Here is a 19069-nt window from a genome sequence, read left to right as displayed (position 1 = left end):
GGTAGAGAAATGAAACTCAATGAATTAAAACCAAATCCGAAAAGAGTAAAGGATAGAAAACGTATTGGTAGAGGTCTCGGAAGTGGTTTCGGTAAAACAAGTGGCAAGGGTCACAAGGGACTTAAATCTCGTTCAGGTGGAAGAGTGAGAATTGGCTTTGAAGGTGGTCAAATGCCGCTTCAAAAAAGGGTTCCTAAGTTTGGTTTTACATCTAGAAAGAATAGAAATACCGAGCAACTTCGTTTAAGTACTCTAGTTTCTTCTGGCATATTGGAAGTAAGTATAGAAACCTTAATCGAGGCAGACTTAATAAGAAATTCAACCAAAAAAGTAAAAGTATTTATGGACACCGATTCGTCCACAAAAATGAATCTTAAGGGTATACATACTACAGCTTCAGTTAAGAAATTAATTGAAGAAGCAGGAGGCTCTGTAGAGGTTTAATATGTCAGTCAATCCTTCAGCTATAGGACAAAATAAAGGTCTTTCCGAGTTGTGGAAAAGACTTCGTTTTGTTTTTATGGCTGTAATCATTTATAGAATAGGAACACATATTCCTATCCCAGGTATAGATCCTGATAAGTTAGCTAACATCTTCCAGCAAAATCAAGGAACTCTATTAGATCTATTCAATATGTTCTCAGGAGGCGCTTTAGAAAGAATGAGCATCATGGCATTAAATATAATGCCTTATATTACTGCTTCAATAATCATGAGTTTACTTGAAGGTACTACACCTTCATTGAAAAAAAGATTCAGAGAAGAAGGTGAAGAGGGAAGAAGATTAAGAACATCTTATGTCAGATATGGAACTGTTTTCTTGGCACTAATACAAGCAAGTGGTTTGGCGCTAGGTTTACAGAATCAAGGGCTCGCATTAGAGCCAGGCTTGATGTTCCAAATCATCGCAGTAACTTCTTTAGTTTCAGGAACTGTTTTTTTAATGTGGCTTGGTGAACTAGTAACTGAAAAAGGAATAGGTAATGGAATTTCTATCATAATATTTTCAAGTATTGTTGCAGGTCTCCCAAGAGCGGTAGGACAAGCATTTGAAGGTGCAAGGCAGGGCGATATAAATTTAATCATGCTTCTTTCAATCGCTTTAGTTGCTATTGCGGCTATTGCTTTTATTGTCTGGATAGAAAGAGGACAAAGAAGAATTACTGTCAATTATGCCAAACGACAGCAAGGAAGAAAAATGGTCCAAGGGCAAGCATCTTATTTGCCCATGAAAATTAATCAGGCAGGAGTTATACCTGCTATTTTTGCAAGCAGTTTGCTACTCTTCCCTGCATCTGCCTCTACTTGGTTTGGTCAAGGGGACGGGTTTGAGTGGTTGCAAGAAATTGCATTGGCTTTAGGTCCCGGACAACCTTTGTATGTCATTCTATTTTCAGTTTTGATAGCTTTCTTTTGTTTTTTCTACACTGCTCTTCAGTTTGATCCAAAAGAAATTTCAGAGAACTTAAGGCGCTCTGGAGCTTATATGCCTGGAATAAGACCAGGAGATCAAACAGCTGATTACATTGATGGTGTTATGACTCGACTTACTGTCTGGGGTTCGGGCTACTTAATTTTGGTATGTCTTATGCCTCAGTTCTTAATAGTTTCTGCAAATGTACCTTTTTATTTAGGAGGTACATCACTGCTAATTGCTGTAGTCGTTGTAATGGATTTTATGGCTCAAGTTCAATCACATCTTATGTCGCATCAATATGAATCACTTCTCAAGAAAGCAAATTTAAAAGGATATGGTGGAAATCCCTTAGGTGGTAGGTAAAAAATGAAAGTAAGAGCTTCGGTTAAAAAGATATGCAGAGATTGCAAAATTGTGAAAAGAAAAGGAACACTTTTTGTTATTTGTTCAACAGAACCTAGACATAAACAAAGACAAGGTTAAAGGAGAAAGTAATGGCTCGTGTAGCAGGTGTAAATATTCCAGATAATAAACATGCGGAGATTTCATTAACTTATGTTTATGGAATAGGTAAAACTAGGGCACAAGATATTTGTGGTGCCATAGGTATAGACCCATCCACTAAGATCTCGGATTTATCTGAAGACCAATTAGAGCTTATAAGAGCTGAAGTAGGAAAATTTTTAGTTGAAGGGGATCTAAGAAGAGAAGTAGCAACTAATATTAAAAGATTACAAGATTTAGGTACAAATAGAGGTATCAGACATAGAAGGCATCTTCCTGTAAGAGGTCAAAAAACAAAAAATAATGCAAGGACAAGAAAAGGACCTAAACGTCCAATAAGAAGATAAAAATATGGTAACAAAAAAGACAACTAAAAAAAGAGTAAGTGAAGGTATTGCGCACATCCATGCCTCTTTTAACAATACTCTAATCAGTATTACAGATAAGCAAGGTAATGCAATTGCTCAGTCCAGTTCAGGCGCTCAAGGGTTTAGGGGTTCCAGAAAAAGCACTCCTTTTGCTGCTCAACGAGCTGCGGAAGCAGTAGGAGATAAGGTAAAAATGGTTGGTATCGAGAGCCTGGAAATACAAGTTAGAGGTCCCGGCTCAGGTAGAGAGTCTGCTATACGAGGTTTAAATTCAAAGGGATTTAAGATAACCAAGATAACTGATGTTACTCCCATACCACACAATGGTTGCAGACCACCCAAAAGGAGGCGAGTCTAATGGCAAGATATATAGGACCTAAATGTAAATTATCCAGAAGAGAAGGAAGAGACCTCCTTTTAAAGAGCGGTATAAGATCTCATGATTCAAAATGTAAATCTGAGACCGTACCTGGTCAGCATGGAAGAACTAGACGCCCAAGGATTTCAGACTACGGAGTTCAACTTCGAGAGAAACAGAAAGTTCGAAGGATATACGGTGTAATGGAAAAACAATTCAAGACTTACTATAAGCATGCAGCTAGAATGAAAGGAGTCACAGGTGATAATCTACTACAAATCCTTGAAAGCAGATTGGATAATGTAGTTTATCGTATGGGCTTTGCTTCTACCAGATCTGAGGCAAGACAACTCGTAAGTCACAAAGCAATCTTGGTCAATGATAAAAAGGTGAACATACCTAGTTATATGATTGCACCGGGTGATGTGATTTCACTTACAGAGCGTGCAAAAGGCCAAACTAGAGTCCAACAGGCCATAGAGATTGCCAAAAATAGAGAAGATTGTGATTGGGTAGATGTCAATACATCTAATTATTCTGGGACATATAAAAATATTCCCGAAAGATCTTCACTTGATACCGACATTAATGAAAATTTAATTGTAGAGCTTTATTCAAAATAAAAGAGGAAAAGAAATGACAGATAATTACGATATTATTAAAGATTTTTTAACACCAACTGAAATAGTAGTTGAAGAATCAGGTCCTACAAGATCTAAGATAGTACTTGAACCTCTTGAACAAGGTTTTGGACATACTTTAGGGAATGCTCTTAGAAGAATTATATTATCCTCTATGCCTGGTACGGCTGTATCAGAGGTTAAAATTGATGGTGTGCTTCATGAATATAGCACTATAGAGGGTGTGCAAGAAGATGTGATCGATATCTTATTAAACCTGAAAGAGCTGTCAGTGAGACTAACTGAAGTAGAAGATGCTGAACTTACTATATCAAAGTCCGGAAGTGGAGTCGTAACTGCGGCCGATATAGAGCTTTCAACAGGAGTAGAAGTTATCAATCCAGATCATCATATTGCTACTTTAAATGAAGAAGGCTCTATAAATATGACAATGAAAGTAACAAGAGGCAGAGGCTTTGTACCTGTTAGACCTCTTGACGAAGACGAAGGCCAAGAGACTGGACTTCTAAGATTAGATGCAACTTACTCACCTATCAAAAGAGTGACATACCAAGTAGATAATGCCAGGGTTGAGCAAAGAACTAATCTAGATAGACTTACAGTAGATATTGATACAGATGGAACTTTAGAAGCTGAAGAGATTTTAAGAATATCGGCAACCATTCTTCAACATCAACTATCCGCTTTTGCTGAACTTGGAAGATTAGAAGAGGTTATTGAAGAAAAAGAGGAAGCAAAGATAGATCCAATCATGTTAAGACCTGTAGACGAACTAGAACTCACAGTTAGGTCCGCAAATTGCTTAAAAGCTGAGAATATACATTACATAGGTGATTTAGTTACCAGAATGGAATCTGATCTTTTGAGAACTCCAAACTTAGGAAAGAAATCCTTAAATGAAATTAAAGAAGTTCTCTTGTCCAGAGGTCTTTCGTTAGGTTTAATTCTAGACAACTGGCCACCAGAAAATAATTAAAAGAAAAAATGAGACATAGGAAAACTGGAAGAAAGCTAAATAGAAATAGCGCTCAAAGAGCTTCCCTAAAGAAAGGGTTGGCCATTTCTATTATCGAGCACGAGTCTGTTAAGACTACCTTAGCAAAAGCCAAAGAAATAAGAGGTTTTCTAGAACCGTTGGTAACTCTTGCTAAAGAGAACACAGTTGCAAATCAAAGGCTTGCTTTCTCAAGACTGCAATCTAAAGAGGCAGTAGCAAAGCTATTTGATGAGCTTGGCCCACGCTATAAAGATCGACCAGGAGGCTATCTAAGAGTTATTAAAAGAGGTTTCAGACCAGGAGATAAAGCCCCAGCTGCTCAAATAGAATTTGTACAAGAAGATATTACAGATTCTGACGAAATTGAGTCTTTAACTGAGGAAACAGTTTAAGATAAAAGTTCTTTTTTAAGGTGCTTTCCAGTGTGAGAGGCTTTTATTTTCATTATCTCCTCAGGAGAACCAACGGTAATAATTTCCCCTCCGTTTGAGCCTCCTTCTGGACCTAGATCTACAACCCAGTCACTTGTTTTTATAACATCCATATTGTGTTCTATTACAACCACTGTATTTCCATTATCCCTGAGTCTTTTAAGAACTTTTAATAGAAGTTGGACATCGTGCATATGAAGCCCTGTAGTAGGTTCATCAAGTATGTACAGGGTATGATTTAACGCACTTTTTGAGAGTTCTTTTGCAAGTTTAACTCTCTGAGCTTCACCTCCAGAAAGAGTCGTAGCTTGTTGGCCTAATTTTACGTAGCCCAGTCCAACATCCATTAATGTTTCTAATTTCCTTTTGATAGCTGGAATAGAATCAAAGAACTCTAGAGAATCCTCAACAGTCATATCTAAGACTTCATAGATATTTTTCCCTTTATACTTAATATCTAGAGTTTCCCTATTATATCTTTGTCCATTACACACATCACACTTAACATAAACATCTGGTAGGAAATGCATCTCTACCTTTATGACACCATCTCCCTGACAAGCTTCACATCTACCGCCTTTAACATTAAAACTAAATCGTCCTATTTTATAACCTCTAGATCTTGCTTCTTGCGTTCCTGCAAAAAGCTCTCTCAAAGGAGTGAAAAGACCTGTATATGTAGCCGGATTTGATCTAGGTGTTCGACCTATGGGGCTTTGGCTTATCTCTATTATTTTATCTATGTCATTTATTCCTGAAAGTTTTTTAAATGGTTTGGTATCCTTTTTTTCAGCCTTTGATATTTCATTTGAAATAGCAGGTAGCAAAGTTTGATTTATAAGCGTGGATTTTCCAGAACCTGAGACTCCCGTAATGCAAACGAATAAATCCAAAGGAAGATCTAAGTTAACCGATTTGAGATTATGACCATCTGCACCTGATAGTTTTACAATTCGCTTAGTGTCAGGTTTCTTTCTTTTCTTTGGTATCTCAATTTTTCTAGTTCCAGATAAAAATTGACCCGTAATAGAGTCTTTTGACTTAGAAATTTCTAGGGCGGTACCCTCAGCACATATTCTTCCGCCATGAACACCTGCACCCGGACCTATATCAACTACATGATCAGAGGCGTACATGGTTTCATTGTCATGCTCTACAACTATGACTGTATTTCCGAGGTCTCTCAGTTTTTTAAGTGTCTTTAAAAGTTTTTCGTTATCTCTCTGGTGAAGACCAATAGACGGTTCGTCTAAGATATATGTCACTCCGACTAAACCTGCACCTATTTGGCTTGCAAGTCTTATCCTTTGTGCTTCTCCTCCGCTCAAACTTTCAGCACTTCTATCTAGAGTTAAGTAATTGAGACCAACATCAATCAAGAACTCCAATCTTTCGTTAACCTCTTTGATTATTCTATCTGCGATTTCCTTTTTTGAACCCTTTAAATTTAACTTAGAAAAGAATTTAAACGCTTGATCAATAGTATACGAAGTGATTTGAGGAAGGTTTACTTCTTCAACAAAAACATTTCTAGCCTCTTTTCTTAATCTTGTACCATCACAACTTTTACAAGTTGAAAGAGATATAAGTTTTGATAAATTATCTCTACTCCAGCTAGACTCTGTTTCTTTGTAACGCCTTTCAATATTATTAAGTATTCCTTCAAATGGGAAAATTCTCTCAACAAGACTACCTCTCTTATTTCTCCAACTGAAATTTACAGGATTACCTTTACTTCCGTTTAGAAGGAGATCTTGTATATCACTTCCAAGATCTTGATAAGGAGTTTCTAATGAAAAATCATACTCTTTGGATAAACATTTTATCAAATGATAGTGATATCTATGGCTGACATCCCAACCAACTATTGCTCCCTCGCTTAAACTAGCAGTCGGTTCATGAATTACTTTCGAAACATCAACATATTGTTTAACACCTAATCCTTCACAATCCGGGCACGCACCTGCGGGATTATTGAAAGTAAAAAGTCTAGGTTCTAATTCGGGAATACTATAACCACAGACTGGACAGGCCATTTTTGAACTATAAGTAATGTCTTCATTTGAATCCATCAAGTAAACAATTAGATTTCCATCACCTAAATTAAGCGCATTTTCTACTGATTCAGCAAGCCTCAACTGAAAGTTTTCATCATTTTCTTTTGGTAGAACTAATCTATCAATAACTGCTTCTATAGAATGCTTTTTATTTTTATTTAATTTGGGATTATCTTCTACATCAACAGTAATTCCATTTACTCTCATCCTTACGTAACCTTGCATTTTGAGTTCTTCAAAAATGTGTAAGTGTTCTCCTTTCTGTTCTTTGATAAGAGGAGCTAGTATCATAAGTTTAGTATCTTTTGGCAGTTCTAAGATCTTGTCGCAGATTTGATTGGAAGTTTGACCTTCTAACGAGACATTATGATCAGGACACATTGGTGTACCTGCTCTGGCAAATAGAAGTCTCAAATAATCATAAATTTCTGTGACGGTTCCAACGGTCGATCTAGGATTATGAGAAGTAGTCTTTTGCTCAATTGAAATAGCAGGAGATAGACCTTCTATATGGTCTACATCTGGTTTTTCCATCATAGATAGAAACTGTCTTGCATATGCCGACAAAGATTCTACGTATCTTCTTTGTCCCTCTGCATAAAGTGTATCAAATGCTAAACTAGATTTACCTGATCCTGACAATCCAGTAATGACAACAAGTTTATCTCTGGGTATGTCTATATCTATATTCTTTAGGTTGTGTTGTCTTGCACCCCTTACTTTGATGTCTTTCATTAAAAAAATAATGTTTTGGAACTTATGTTTAGAAAAGTTATTATAATCGGAGTTAGAAATATTAACTAAAATTAAATATATATATATGGCTAGAAGTGGAATCAATAAAGTTATTTTAGTAGGTAACTTAGGACAAGATCCTGAAGTAAAGTACACAGCTGGAGGGGCTGCTGTGACGACATTAAGTTTGGCTACATCAGAATCTTGGAAAGATAAAGATACAGGTTCAGATCAAGAAAAAACTGAATGGCATAGAGTAGTGCTTTGGAGAAGGCTGGCAGAAATTGCTGGAGAATATCTAAAAAAAGGATCTAAGGTTTACATAGAAGGGCAACTTCAAACTCGTAAATGGGAACAGGATGGTCAGACAAGATACACTACAGAGGTTGTAGGTAGGGATATGCAATTTTTGGACAGTAGGGGAAGTTCTTCGTCAGATAGTTCTTCCTATGATGATATTAATCAAGATATGAGTTCTCAAAATTTGCCTGATAGTGGAATTACGGATGATGATATTCCATTCTAAATTTTTTCGAATATTAGACTTGCATTAGTTCCACCAAATCCAAAACTATTGCTCAAAAAACTTTGTAATTCTGTCGAGACATTCTCACTTACTATTGGAAAAGTTTCAGCGCCCTCGTCAAGGTTTTCAATATTTGCTGAACCAGCTATAAAACCTTCATCCATCATAATTAAGCCATATATGGCTTCTTGAACACCTGCAGCACCTAATGAGTGACCTGAAAGAGACTTTGTAGAACTTATCCAAGGAATCTTATCTCCAAAAACATTTTTAATTGCATTTAACTCTATGATATCTCCGGCCGGAGTACTTGTGCCATGTGCATTGATATAGTCTATATTTTTATTGCCACTCATTTCCCAGGCAATTTGCATACATCTCTCTCCACCCTCTCCAGAAGGACTAACCATATCTAGTCCATCTGATGTTGCAGCATACCCAGTTAGTTGAGCATATATTTTTGCTCCTCTTTCAATTGCATGTTGCTTTTCTTCTAGGATCATCGATCCTGCTCCTCCAGCGATTACAAATCCATCTCTATCTTTATCATAAGCCCTAGAGGCCTTTTCAGGTTCCTCATTATACTTGGTAGATAATGCTCCCATTGCATCAAACAAACTTGTCATACCCCAATGTTCAGCTTCGCCGCCTCCAGCAATCACAATATCTTGTTTACCTAATTGAATTTGCTCCATTCCTGATCCAATGCAGTGAGCACTGGTAGCACAAGCAGATGAAATAGAATAATTAATGCCTTTGATACCGAAGGAGGTCGCAAGACAAGCTGAAACTGTACTACCCATAGCTTTGGTAACTCGGTATGGACCTATTCTTTTTAAACCTTTTGATCTAAGGATATCAGCAGAATCTATTTGATCCTCTGTAGAAGCTCCTCCCGAGCCCATAATTAAACCAGTCTTTTCATTAGATAATTCAGAAACGTTTAAAGATGCATCCTTTATGGCTTCTTCTGTGCTCAAGTATGCATATGCTGCAGCGTCCCCCATGAATCTATATAGTTTTCTATCTATTAGGTCTTTTGGTTCTAAGTTTAGAATAGACCCTGATACATGGCTTCTTAGACCAAGCTCCTTATTGATAATATTTTCTGAGATACCTGATTTTAAATTTCTCAGAGAATTTGTTACTTCAGAAATATTATTTCCTAAGCTGGATATAATACCTATTCCTGTTATTACTACTTCACGCATTTAAAAACTCGATGTATCTTGGAAAAGACCAACTTTTAGACCCTTGGCACTATAAATCTCTCTACCATCTACAAGCATAGACCCTTCACCGATTCCTACTGTTAAATCAAGATTTAGAATTCTTTTCATATCTATTTTAAGCGTTACAAGTTTGGCTGAGGGAAGAACTTGTCCAAAAAACTTAACTTCAGAAGCGCCTAATGCCCTGCCTCTACCTGGATTATCCATCCAACATAAATAAAATCCGACCAGTTGCCACATTGCATCTAATCCTAAACAACCAGGCATCACAGGATCACCTTTGAAATGACAATCAAAAAACCACAAATCTGGATGTATATCTAGCTCTGCAATGATTTGGCCTTTTGAAAATTTACCACCGTCAACATTAATCTCAGTGATACGATCAAACATGAGCATATTTGGGGTAGGTAGGCGACCATTTTCCTCTCCAAATAAGTTGCCTTGTGCGCAATCAAGTATTTCTTCCTTGTTATAACTATTTTTAGGTGAAAAAGACATTTATCTCCCAAGTAATAGATTAATGATACATTAAAATTGACAACATAAAATTAAGTTAATCTAGAGCTAAGATTTCTAACTATATTTTCAAGAGCATCTCTGTATTGATTGTGAGGTAATTTTTTTAACTCATTTATACATTCATTAGAATAACGAGTGAAAATAGTTTGCAGTTGCTCAAGAATCTTTTCACTCTTCATTAGAGCAAGTACCTCAGCAAAGTCCTTAATCTTTCTGGTTTCAAAGAGTGATAATAATTTAGTTTTATTTGTTTGATTCATAGTCTTGAGAGACAAAATAATAGGTAGAGTAAATTTTCCTTCTTCATAATCTTTTCCGACTTTTTTTCCAGTCAGATTTTCTTGTCCAAAATAATCCAGAATATCATCCTGTATTTGAAAGGCTAAACCCAATGAAGTAGCAAAATTATTTAGACTATCAATCTCCGGTTTTGTGCATTTACATAAAATACCTGCAGTCACTGCAGATACCTTAAATAGTTCTGCCGTCTTTCTGTCAATAATATTGAAATAATCTTCTTCTGAAAGATTGGATTTCTTTTTCATTGAGAGTTGTAAAACTTCACCTTCTGAAATTTTGTTAGTAGCATTAGCCAATTCTCTTATAATTTTGGGATTATCAAAATTTGCCATCAATTGAAAAGCTTTGGAATATACAAAGTCTCCAACTAATACTCCGTGAGCATCATCCCATTTAGCCTGAATACTCTCTTTACCTCTTCTAATAAGGCTTTCATCGACCACATCATCATGTATAAGGGTGGCTGTGTGAAGAAGTTCAATGGAGCTTGCAAGCTGAATCAGATCCGATTCAGAATATCCTAAGGTTTTGGCAACTAATATACATATTGCAGGTCTTATTCTTTTTCCTCCAGAGTTAACTATATGGCCAGAAACCTCTGTAGCTAATTTAATATCAGAGTTTATAGATTCACTTAGAGTAATTTCTAATTGCTCTAATTCATCAAATATTATCTTTTTATATAACAATTCCATTAGTCTGCGTATTTTAAATTAAGTAAGGTTATTCGAGGAATTATATTGCGAATACTTCATCTTTTTCGTATAGTGCACATCCTTTTATTCCTCTTAGGAGATACATATGTTTGCCGTAATAGAATGCGGAGGGAAGCAACACACAGTTTCAGAGGGCGAAAGCCTTAAAGTAGAGCTTTTATCTGCTGAAGAAGGTTCGACTATTGAATTTGACAAAGTCCTCATGATTTCAGATGGAAGTGAATCTAAGATTGGTAATCCGTATGTTGATAATGCGAAAGTAACTGCTAAATTAGTTTACAACGGTAAACATGACAAAATTCGTGTTTTTAAGATGAAAAGAAGGCAAAACTATAGAAGAACCTATGGTCATAGACAAAATTTTAGTGAAATTCATATAGAGTCTATTAGTTCATAATTGAGAGAGTAAGATGGCACATAAGAAAGCTGGCGGAAGCAGTAGAAACGGAAGAGATTCCCAGTCTAAGAGACTTGGAATTAAGAGCTATGGCGGTGAATTAATTACTGCTGGTTCAATTATAGTCAGACAAAGAGGTACAAAATTTCACCCTGGAAAAAATGTTGGTTGTGGCAAAGACCATACTCTTTTTTCGAAGATCGATGGCAGAGTCTCTTTTGTCAAAAAAGGTCCTAAGTTGAAGCAGTTTGTAAATGTAGATCCTGTCTAACTTATTAAAGTACCTTTTAAATTTTCCAATTCAATAAATCAATGAAGTTCATTGACGAAGTCACTATTGATGTGAAAGCTGGTGACGGCGGAAATGGTCTTGCAAGTTTTCGACGCCAAAAAAATATTCCTAAAGGTGGACCTGACGGCGGTGATGGTGGACACGGAGGAAGTATAATCTTCAGAGCTGTAAACAATCTCAACACCTTATCCAAGTTTAGATTTCAAAGAAAATTTGAAGCTGAAAATGGCAAAAGAGGGGGGAGTCAAAATAAAACCGGAGCAGATGGAAAAGATTTCGTTATAGAAGTTCCATGCGGCACTCTTTTGTATGATCTAGAAACAGAAAATCCCTTAATAGATTTAGTCAATAATCGAGATGAGTTTCTTATTTGCGAAGGTGGAAAAGGAGGCTTAGGAAATTTACGATATAAGAGTTCAACAAATAGATCTCCTACAAAATTTACTGAAGGTAAGTTAGGAGAAAGTCTTTCATTAAGATTAGAGCTTAGACTACTGGCAGATATTGGATTACTTGGAAAGCCGAATGCTGGCAAATCATCACTTGTAAGGGCAGTCTCTAGTGCAAAACCTAAAGTTGCTGACTATGCTTTCACCACACTTCATCCCAGTTTAGGAGTAGTAGATTACTCTGCAGACTCTAGTTTTGTTATCTCCGATATTCCTGGACTCATAGCAGGTGCATCTGAAGGAGTTGGTCTAGGGATTCAGTTCTTAAAACACTTATCAAGGACTAAAGTTATTGTGCAGATAGTTGACGTATATGAAAAAGGACCTAACGAAATAATCGAGGAGATAAAAGAGCTTTCAAGAGAAATAACCAATTTTGATCCAATGTTAATAAATAAGGTTAAATGGTTAGCTTTAAACAAGATTGATCTAATTAGTGAAGACAACCTAGAAGAATTAAAATCAGAGTTAGAAAACCAATATAAAGATAATTTAAATATATACTGTATTTCCGCTGCAAAAAAAGAAGGCACGCAGCAACTAATGCGAGATATTGGAGAATTCATGGAGACATCTAATGAATAAAGATGATAAGTGGGTAATTAAGGCAGGAAGTAGTCTGGTATCAGGCAATCATGAAGGTCTAAATATAGACTTCATATCTAAATTAGCTTCTCAAATAGATTTTTTAAGAAAGAATAAGCAAGAAGTTATCATTATTTCCTCTGGAGCTGTTGCTAAAGGTATGAATGATTTAGGTTTAGAAAAAAGACCCGATCAGCTGGCAATGCTTCAGGCTTGCGCTGCAGTTGGTCAAAGAGGTATCTCAGAAATTTACCAAAAAACCTTTGAAAAGCTTGGATATACTACCGGTCAAGTACTCATAACACATGATGATATTGCCAATAGAACACGATACTTGAATGCCAAAAATACCATAGAAACACTCTTGGAGCTCGGAATCATCCCTATTGTTAATGAGAATGATTGCGTCGCAACAGAAGAGATTTCTTTTGGTGATAATGATAGATTAGGAGCAGCACTAGCAGGATTGATTAGGGCCGATAGATTCGTGATGTTGACGGATCAAGATGGAATTTTTACTGATGATCCTTCAAAAAACAAAGAAGCTAAATTATTAGGTCTAATAAACTTGGATGACGAAAATATTGATCTTTCTCAACAATTAAATAGTACCTCAGGCCTTTTAGGTCGAGGAGGGATGAAAACAAAAATCGAAGCTGCCAGAATCTCTCTCAACTCTGGAGCTGCTACATGGGTAGTAAGCGGATTTGGGGAAGATACTTTATTGAAGATATATAATGGAGAAGAGGTTGGAACTCAAATAACTACAAATAAATCTACTCTATCTTCCAGAAAACTTTGGATTTCATCATTTGGTTCTGTTTCAGGTACCATAAAGTTGGATGATGGAGCAATTGAAGCCTTATTAACAAAAGGCAAAAGTCTTCTATCTGTTGGCATCACTGATGTTGTAGGTAATTTTAATAAAGGTGACTTAGTTAGATGCACAGATAAAAGAGGAAATGAAATTGCTACTGGACTAATTAATTTTAATAATGAAGAGGTTAAGGCGATTAAAGGCCTTAATTCTGAAGAAATATCTACCACTCTAGGCTATCTTACCCAAGAAGAGGTAATCCATCGTAATAATTTGGTCTTAAGTTAAAGGGCCTTAACTTTTTTTGATAATCTAGATTTAGTCCTAGAGGCTTTGTTTTTTGTGATCACTTTTTTACCAGCCATTGAATCAAGTGTCTTTTCTGCTCCTGCCAATGCACTTTTTGCCATTTCTTTATCGTTTGCTTCAATAGCGCTCAGAACAGACTTAACAGCTGTTCTGGTAGATGCTCTTTGAGAGCTTTTAAGAGCATTTCTTTTTACATTTTGCCTTGCTCTTTTTATTGCTGATTTAATATTTGCCATAAATCTTGTATATCACTGAGAGGCGCGCATAATGCATTCTGAAGAGCAAAGTGTCAAGTAACAATGTCTGATATGTCTAATAAGTATTTAATTGTAATACTACGATTTCATGGCGATGTTCTGCTTACTAAACCCATGATTGATAACATCATGCTCAATGATCCTGATGGCGAAATAGATCTTCTTGTGTATAAGGGTACGGGCTCTATTTTAGAACAAGAAACAAATATTGCGGAAATTATAGAAATAGATAATTCCTCTGAAGAGAATTTATTTACTAGAATAAAGAAAGAGATCAAGTTGTGGGCTAAAGTTAGATCAAAAAAATATAAATATGCTTTCTTTTTAACTACGCAATGGAGAGTAGTTCCTATTAGTTGGTCTATAGGCAAAGCAATGAAAGCGGCGGTAGATGATAAAAAAAGAAGAAAACAACTATGGATAAAATCTTTTTCCACAATTTTTCCTGAAGCTTTAGAGAATCATATTGTTCAGAGAAATCTCTCAGCATTAAAAAGCTTAGGATTAAAGGTCTTCAACGAGGATTTAATGCTCGATCCAGTCCCTTTAGAAAAAGAATATAAAATATTGTCTGATAGTTTTCCTTTTTTAAATCAAGACAATGGGTATTGTTTAATCCATCCTACTTCAAGACGTGAAAAAAAATTATGGGATAAAGAAAAGTTTGGAGAATTAATAAGTTTATTAGTTAAAAAAAACTTTTCTGTTGTCATAACTTCTGGACCAGATTTTCATGAGATAGGATATGTTGAAGAAATACTAAAGAATGGTGATATTGTCGATGAACAAGTATTAAATCTTGCTGGCAAGACAAGCCTTTTGGGTCTAGCTGCTCTCATTAGCAGATCTAAATTTTTTATAGGTCTAGATTCTGTTGCATCGCATATTGCTGCCTCAGTGAATAAAGAGTCCATAACTTTGTTCGGACCAAGTAATCCTAATAATTGGAAGCCTTGGTCCAATAGAGCTAAAGTAATTGAGCGGGATGATCTTAAGAACATTGAAGTTGGAGATGTTATTAGTCTTGTGGAAGAAATGTATCCATAACTAGAGGAGGGATTGATGAAAAGAGAATTAAAAACATTAATGGATGGACTGACTTTTGGAGAGGGTCCAAGGTGGTATAACAACAAATTTTATTTCTCTGATTTTTATAGTCATAAAGTATATTGTTTAGATCTTGAAGGAAATTATGAAGTAATAGTGGAAGTTCCGAGTCAACCTTCAGGATTAGGATGGAGGCCGGATGAGACAATGTTAATTGTCTCGATGATAGACAGAAAGTTACTTAGCTTTAAAGACGAAATTTTAGAAGAAGAAGCTGACTTATCTGAATTTGCAGGTTTTCATTGTAACGATATGGTTGTAGATCACTCCGGCAATGCCTATATAGGAAATTTTGGATTTAATACCTACGAAGGAGAAGAAATTAAGCCTACTAATTTAATATTAGTGAAGCCAGGTGAGGATCCAGTCATTGCGGCAGATGACTTGCTCTTTCCAAATGGTACAGTGATCACCCCTGACAATAAAACTTTGATAGTAGCCGAGACTTACGCAGCTAGATTGACTGCTTTCGACAAAGCTGCTGATGGTAGTCTATCTAATCGAAGAACTTGGGCAGATCTGAAGGAAAATGCGGCAGAGGGTCTAGTGCCAATACCCGACGGAATGTGTTTAGATGAGGAGGGAGCAATATGGGTCGCCTCTCCATCAACTTCAGAAGTCATTAGAGTACACGAGGGAGGTATGATCTCTGAAAGAATTCCTGTTGAGACCAATGCATTTGCTTGCATGCTTGGAGGGGAGGATGGAAAAACCTTGTTCATTTGCACTTCAAGCGGTTCTGGAGTAGATCCAGATTCAGCATTAAGAGAAAAATCAGGGAAGATAGAAATAGTTGAAGTAGACGTGCGAGGAGTTGGCAGACCTTAAGTATGTTGAATCTTTTTTTAGAAAATTTTGTTTTAATCTTTGTAGCAATTGATCCAATTACTATATTGCCTATTTTTGCTACTTTCACCAAAGGCCTTAACAAAAAAGATTTAATTACTCTGTGTTTGAGGAGCACATTAACAGCCTTTGGTATTTTGCTTTTATTTTGGCTATTTGGAAGCGCCTTACTTCAAACTATGGGAATCAATATCAATTCTTTTAGGATTGTTGGAGGTATGTTCTTAATGGTTATTGCATATCAGATGGTATTTGAACAAAGGCAAAAAAGAAGGGAAGAAACGGTAGAGGAAGTTATGGATGATGAGGAGCTTTCTTCGCTGGCAACATTCCCAATAGCTATTCCTTTAATAGCAGGACCAGGAGCAATTACTCTGGTTATGTTGTTATCCGAGAAATCTGGAACCTCTATCGAAAATCAAATAGTTGGGTTTAGTCCCATTATTATAGTTCTGATTCTAAATGCTATTAGTTTATGGGCTTCCGGAAAGATAGCGAAGAGGCTGCCTACATCTATATCTTCAGCCTTGCAAAGAACTTTCGGACTCTTGCTCGGTGCCTTAGCAATTGAATTCGTTATAGAGGGCCTAAGACAAACTTTTAGTATCTAATACTAAAGAAGACCCATTCTTCTATAAGATTCTCCAGTCTGCTTTAAGGTATCCTCAATAGAATATGTAGATAGTCCTAATTCATTAATAGCTTTTAAGCAATAAGATCTGGGTGAGTCGTATGTACTCTTCTCAGGTTCACCATTTTTCATTGCTTCGCCACCGATTTCTTTTATTTCCGGAAATAATTCTTGAAGTTTTGTTTGCAGCTGCCATGTAAACATTTCACCAGAGGTATCAGTTGCGGATAGGATATATCGGGATCCATTCGTTGCATTTTTACTCTCTGCAGCTAAAACATGCGCTTTGGCTACATCTCTTACATCTACCAAATTCCATAACATTCTATCCCCTCGTAATTGCTTTCCATCCAATACACCAAAGTTATTACCTTGGAGTAGTTGCCAAACAAAATATTGCCAACTAAAGAATTGATTATGGTTTTCAGTCATTAATGGTCCTACAACATGTAGAGGGTTAATTGAAATAGCTTCAAAATTCCCATCAGATTCTGCTATTTTATAGATCATCTTTTCAGTGTTAGCTTTAGCCATTGCATAAGCAATATCTCTGTTTTTAGAGATATTTTCTTCAGTCCACGCCCCTTTGTAGGCTTCAACATTATCTCCGCACCAATCTTTTTCATCAAATACATAACCCTCTGGTCTTGGATGCGCTACAGCCGCAAAAGAACTTGTAAAAACAAAGCGCTTAACACTGCCAGACTTTTTGACAGATTCAACTACGTGCTCATTTTCTGTGAAGCATCCATCATATACTTCTTGAGGTGTCTCTCTATTGAAGCCAACAGTAGCACCCGCGTGAATTACTGCTACACAATCGGAGAATGCCTTGTCATAGCTTCCTTTTTCAAATAGGTCACCCTCAAATAGCTCTACACTTGAATTAGGAGCAGTTTTCCCTAATTCAATGAGATGATCTACTTTTATGCTATTACTTACATCCCTAACGCAAGCATGCACGTCGTAACCCTTATTTAAGAGGTCTTCTACTATTCTGGATCCGATATATCCGCTTGCTCCAGTTACCGCTACTGCCCCATCTTTATTTGTTATTACTGACATAACTCTCTCCTTGCTATTAATTTGGCTTTTTTCTCTTGCCTACCAAGGTTTCAGCAAGCATTGCTATTGTTATGAGGATTTGCTGTTCTACCATGAAAATATGATAGCACTTTTGGTGGAGGCGGCGGGAATTGAACCCGCGTCCACTAGTACTCTGCCACAAGATCTACATGTTTAGTTTTATCTATTAATTTAATCTTTTGACACCCGATAAACAGGGATTAAAAGACGATCTCAATTTATTCTTAAGAAATTACTAATGAGAAGAGTAACTTCAGCATCTCGTGTAATCGTCTGTCTCTGGAGGCGCACGAGCACGTTACCAGGGACAGCTAGCCAATTAAGCGGCTAGAGCGTAGTCTGCGTTTTCGCCAACTAACAAGTTTGCAATAATTTTTTAACGAGAATTATTACCTTCTCGACATGCACTTGAGGTTTTATATCTACTGTCGAAGCCAGTTCGCCCCCAAAAAAGCTGCGTGATTATACCTTTCCTACTGAAACTTAACTAATTTTTGTTTCTTTCTCTTAATTCTTGAGCTTTTTGACGTTCCCAATCTCTCGATTTAATTGTATTTCTTTTATCTTGGGATTTCTTACCCATTGCAAGTGCAATTTCACATTTTATAAGACCATTCTTCCAATATAGTTTGGTGGGTATGCAAGTATTTCCTTTCTGGGAGGTAGATTTGATTATTTCATTTAATTCCTTTCTATTTAGGAGCAGTTTTCGTGATCTAGTTGGATCCATCTCCTGATTACTATTCTTCAAAGGATCAATGTAACTTCCTATTAGATAGGCCTCGCTATCCTTAAGTAGAGTATAAGCTTCTGCAATTTGAGCATTATTCTCTCTGATACTTTTTGTTTCCCAGCCTAAGAGAGATAAACCAGCTTCGTACTTTTTAGAAATCTCAAAGTCAAACCTTGCTTTCCTATTTTCAGAAATTGTATTTCCATTTTTTTTATTTTTTTTTGCCACAGTTCGAATCTCAACTTTGTTATAAAATTGTATCAGACATGAAAGATCATGATGTTTTATTTAGGTCAATCCAGGGAATTGCTTATATTTCTGTTGGGCCACTAATATTGCTAACCGCTTCTTTATGGTTTACTGATGATAAAACCGCATACATTCTGGCTCATTTAGCTCAAATCTATTTTTCTATTCTTCTGTTCTTTCTATATGGAAGTATTTGGTCGTTTCGTGACTTTGATAATAGTCACTATAAGACCAGGATTACTGTAATTTCTTTGATACCTTTAGCTGTAGCAGTCACAGGAGCCTCTTTTTCAATTTTTATCAATCCTGCATGGGGAATTCTTTTGATGCTAGTCTCTACTTTTTCTACACGACATTTAAAAATTATAAATTCGATAATCTCTTTATTTGACGATTCTTATAACAACTTATTCGATAAAATAAGCATTATCTTGTGTATTTGTCTTGTGTTAATCTTAACTTACTGGGTTAATCCTTATACTTACCCATTAGGAATCTATAATTAAT

The 19069-nt window shown here is 36.2% G+C and carries 24 protein-coding genes and 1 other RNA gene; 17 read left to right on the top strand and 8 right to left on the bottom strand.

What is annotated here, in order from left to right:
- Nucleotides 1-9: 9 nt before the first annotated feature.
- From rplO to rplQ, 8 genes are read left to right on the top strand one after another with little or no spacing between them, the layout of a single operon-like run.
- Nucleotides 10-444, top strand: a complete 435-nt coding sequence (rplO, locus tag M9C83_06220; GenBank protein ID URQ66242.1) for a 50S ribosomal protein L15 — start codon at nt 10-12, stop codon at nt 442-444.
- Nucleotide 445: 1 nt separating this feature from the next.
- Nucleotides 446-1780 carry a preprotein translocase subunit SecY gene (gene secY, locus M9C83_06215; protein URQ66241.1) on the top strand — a complete coding sequence of 445 codons (1335 nt, stop codon included), beginning with the start codon at nt 446-448 and terminating at the stop codon, nt 1778-1780.
- Nucleotides 1781-1783: 3 nt separating this feature from the next.
- Complete coding sequence (rpmJ, locus tag M9C83_06210; GenBank protein ID URQ66240.1) at nt 1784-1900, top strand: 50S ribosomal protein L36; 117 nt, start codon at nt 1784-1786, stop codon at nt 1898-1900.
- 11 nt (nt 1901-1911) lie between these two features.
- Nucleotides 1912-2268 carry a 30S ribosomal protein S13 gene (rpsM, locus tag M9C83_06205; GenBank protein ID URQ66239.1) on the top strand — a complete coding sequence of 119 codons (357 nt, stop codon included), beginning with the start codon at nt 1912-1914 and terminating at the stop codon, nt 2266-2268.
- Nucleotides 2269-2272: 4 nt separating this feature from the next.
- Complete coding sequence (gene rpsK, locus M9C83_06200; GenBank protein ID URQ66238.1) at nt 2273-2647, top strand: 30S ribosomal protein S11; 375 nt, start codon at nt 2273-2275, stop codon at nt 2645-2647.
- Entirely contained in the window at nt 2647-3270 is a 624-nt protein-coding gene (gene rpsD / locus M9C83_06195) for a 30S ribosomal protein S4 (GenBank protein ID URQ66237.1), read from the top strand. Before rpsK ends, rpsD begins: the two co-directional genes overlap by 1 nt.
- A gap of 13 nt (nt 3271-3283) precedes the next feature.
- Entirely contained in the window at nt 3284-4264 is a 981-nt protein-coding gene (rpoA, locus tag M9C83_06190) for a DNA-directed RNA polymerase subunit alpha (protein ID URQ66236.1), read from the top strand.
- An 8-nt stretch (nt 4265-4272) separates the two neighbouring features.
- Nucleotides 4273-4677, top strand: coding sequence for a 50S ribosomal protein L17 (rplQ, locus tag M9C83_06185; protein URQ66235.1), 405 nt, complete (start codon nt 4273-4275; stop codon nt 4675-4677).
- On the opposite strand, the gene uvrA is transcribed toward rplQ, so the two are convergent.
- Nucleotides 4674-7508 carry an excinuclease ABC subunit UvrA gene (gene uvrA / locus M9C83_06180; protein ID URQ66234.1) on the bottom strand — a complete coding sequence of 945 codons (2835 nt, stop codon included), beginning with the start codon at nt 7506-7508 and terminating at the stop codon, nt 4674-4676. The two genes, rplQ and uvrA, sit on opposite strands and share 4 nt — an antisense overlap.
- Nucleotides 7509-7593: 85 nt before the next feature.
- Between uvrA and ssb the strand changes: the two genes are divergently transcribed.
- Nucleotides 7594-8034 carry a single-stranded DNA-binding protein gene (gene ssb / locus M9C83_06175; protein URQ66233.1) on the top strand — a complete coding sequence of 147 codons (441 nt, stop codon included), beginning with the start codon at nt 7594-7596 and terminating at the stop codon, nt 8032-8034.
- Here ssb and fabB read toward each other — a convergent pair.
- From fabB to M9C83_06160, 3 genes are read right to left on the bottom strand one after another with little or no spacing between them, the layout of a single operon-like run.
- Nucleotides 8031-9245 carry a beta-ketoacyl-ACP synthase I gene (fabB, locus tag M9C83_06170; GenBank protein ID URQ66232.1) on the bottom strand — a complete coding sequence of 405 codons (1215 nt, stop codon included), beginning with the start codon at nt 9243-9245 and terminating at the stop codon, nt 8031-8033. The two genes, ssb and fabB, sit on opposite strands and share 4 nt — an antisense overlap.
- Nucleotides 9246-9767, bottom strand: coding sequence for a bifunctional 3-hydroxydecanoyl-ACP dehydratase/trans-2-decenoyl-ACP isomerase (gene fabA, locus M9C83_06165; GenBank protein URQ66231.1), 522 nt, complete (start codon nt 9765-9767; stop codon nt 9246-9248).
- Nucleotides 9768-9817: 50 nt separating this feature from the next.
- Nucleotides 9818-10783: a polyprenyl synthetase family protein gene (locus M9C83_06160; GenBank protein ID URQ66230.1), complete on the bottom strand. Its 966-nt coding sequence runs from the start codon at nt 10781-10783 to the stop codon at nt 9818-9820.
- Nucleotides 10784-10889: 106 nt separating this feature from the next.
- Between M9C83_06160 and rplU the strand changes: the two genes are divergently transcribed.
- The 4 genes from rplU to proB are packed head-to-tail and all read left to right on the top strand — an operon-like array spanning nt 10890 to nt 13632.
- The gene (gene rplU / locus M9C83_06155) at nt 10890-11201 is read left to right on the top strand and encodes a 50S ribosomal protein L21 (protein URQ66229.1); all 312 of its coding nucleotides are present in this window, start codon (nt 10890-10892) and stop codon (nt 11199-11201) included.
- A 13-nt stretch (nt 11202-11214) separates the two neighbouring features.
- On the top strand, nt 11215-11472 hold the full coding sequence (gene rpmA, locus M9C83_06150; GenBank protein ID URQ66228.1) for a 50S ribosomal protein L27: 258 nt from the start codon (nt 11215-11217) through the stop codon (nt 11470-11472).
- A 41-nt stretch (nt 11473-11513) separates the two neighbouring features.
- The gene (gene cgtA / locus M9C83_06145) at nt 11514-12527 is read left to right on the top strand and encodes an Obg family GTPase CgtA (protein ID URQ66227.1); all 1014 of its coding nucleotides are present in this window, start codon (nt 11514-11516) and stop codon (nt 12525-12527) included.
- Nucleotides 12520-13632, top strand: coding sequence for a glutamate 5-kinase (proB, locus tag M9C83_06140; protein ID URQ66226.1), 1113 nt, complete (start codon nt 12520-12522; stop codon nt 13630-13632). Before cgtA ends, proB begins: the two co-directional genes overlap by 8 nt.
- On the opposite strand, the gene rpsT is transcribed toward proB, so the two are convergent.
- Nucleotides 13629-13889, bottom strand: coding sequence for a 30S ribosomal protein S20 (rpsT, locus tag M9C83_06135; GenBank protein ID URQ66225.1), 261 nt, complete (start codon nt 13887-13889; stop codon nt 13629-13631). The two genes, proB and rpsT, sit on opposite strands and share 4 nt — an antisense overlap.
- A gap of 72 nt (nt 13890-13961) precedes the next feature.
- Between rpsT and rfaQ the strand changes: the two genes are divergently transcribed.
- The 3 genes from rfaQ to M9C83_06120 are packed head-to-tail and all read left to right on the top strand — an operon-like array spanning nt 13962 to nt 16474.
- Nucleotides 13962-14957: a putative lipopolysaccharide heptosyltransferase III gene (rfaQ, locus tag M9C83_06130; GenBank protein URQ66224.1), complete on the top strand. Its 996-nt coding sequence runs from the start codon at nt 13962-13964 to the stop codon at nt 14955-14957.
- A 15-nt stretch (nt 14958-14972) separates the two neighbouring features.
- A complete protein-coding gene (locus M9C83_06125; protein URQ66223.1) occupies nt 14973-15845 on the top strand; it encodes an SMP-30/gluconolactonase/LRE family protein in 873 nt (290 codons plus the stop codon).
- A gap of 2 nt (nt 15846-15847) precedes the next feature.
- Complete coding sequence (locus M9C83_06120) at nt 15848-16474, top strand: MarC family protein (GenBank protein URQ66222.1); 627 nt, start codon at nt 15848-15850, stop codon at nt 16472-16474.
- A gap of 2 nt (nt 16475-16476) precedes the next feature.
- On the opposite strand, the gene M9C83_06115 is transcribed toward M9C83_06120, so the two are convergent.
- The 3 genes from M9C83_06115 to smpB all read right to left on the bottom strand — a co-directional run bounded on the left by M9C83_06115 (nt 16477) and on the right by smpB (nt 18541).
- Complete coding sequence (locus M9C83_06115) at nt 16477-17559, bottom strand: NAD-dependent epimerase/dehydratase family protein (protein URQ66221.1); 1083 nt, start codon at nt 17557-17559, stop codon at nt 16477-16479.
- A 113-nt stretch (nt 17560-17672) separates the two neighbouring features.
- Nucleotides 17673-18027, bottom strand: a transfer-messenger RNA (tmRNA) gene (gene ssrA, locus M9C83_06110).
- 40 nt (nt 18028-18067) lie between these two features.
- Nucleotides 18068-18541: an SsrA-binding protein SmpB gene (gene smpB / locus M9C83_06105; protein URQ66220.1), complete on the bottom strand. Its 474-nt coding sequence runs from the start codon at nt 18539-18541 to the stop codon at nt 18068-18070.
- Between the two features lie 38 nt (nt 18542-18579).
- Here smpB and M9C83_06100 point away from each other — a divergent pair, with 38 nt between their 5' ends.
- Nucleotides 18580-19068 (top strand): hypothetical protein, encoded by a 489-nt coding sequence (locus tag M9C83_06100; protein URQ66219.1) that lies wholly within the window; start codon nt 18580-18582, stop codon nt 19066-19068.
- Nucleotide 19069: the final 1 nt, after the last annotated feature.

Source organism: SAR86 cluster bacterium, from assembly GCA_023703575.1.
In the GTDB taxonomy this organism is placed as follows: domain Bacteria; phylum Pseudomonadota; class Gammaproteobacteria; order Magnimaribacterales; family Magnimaribacteraceae; genus Magnimaribacter.
The sequence above is the reverse complement of the archived record's forward strand: the minus strand, read 5'-3'. Positions and strand labels throughout refer to the sequence as shown.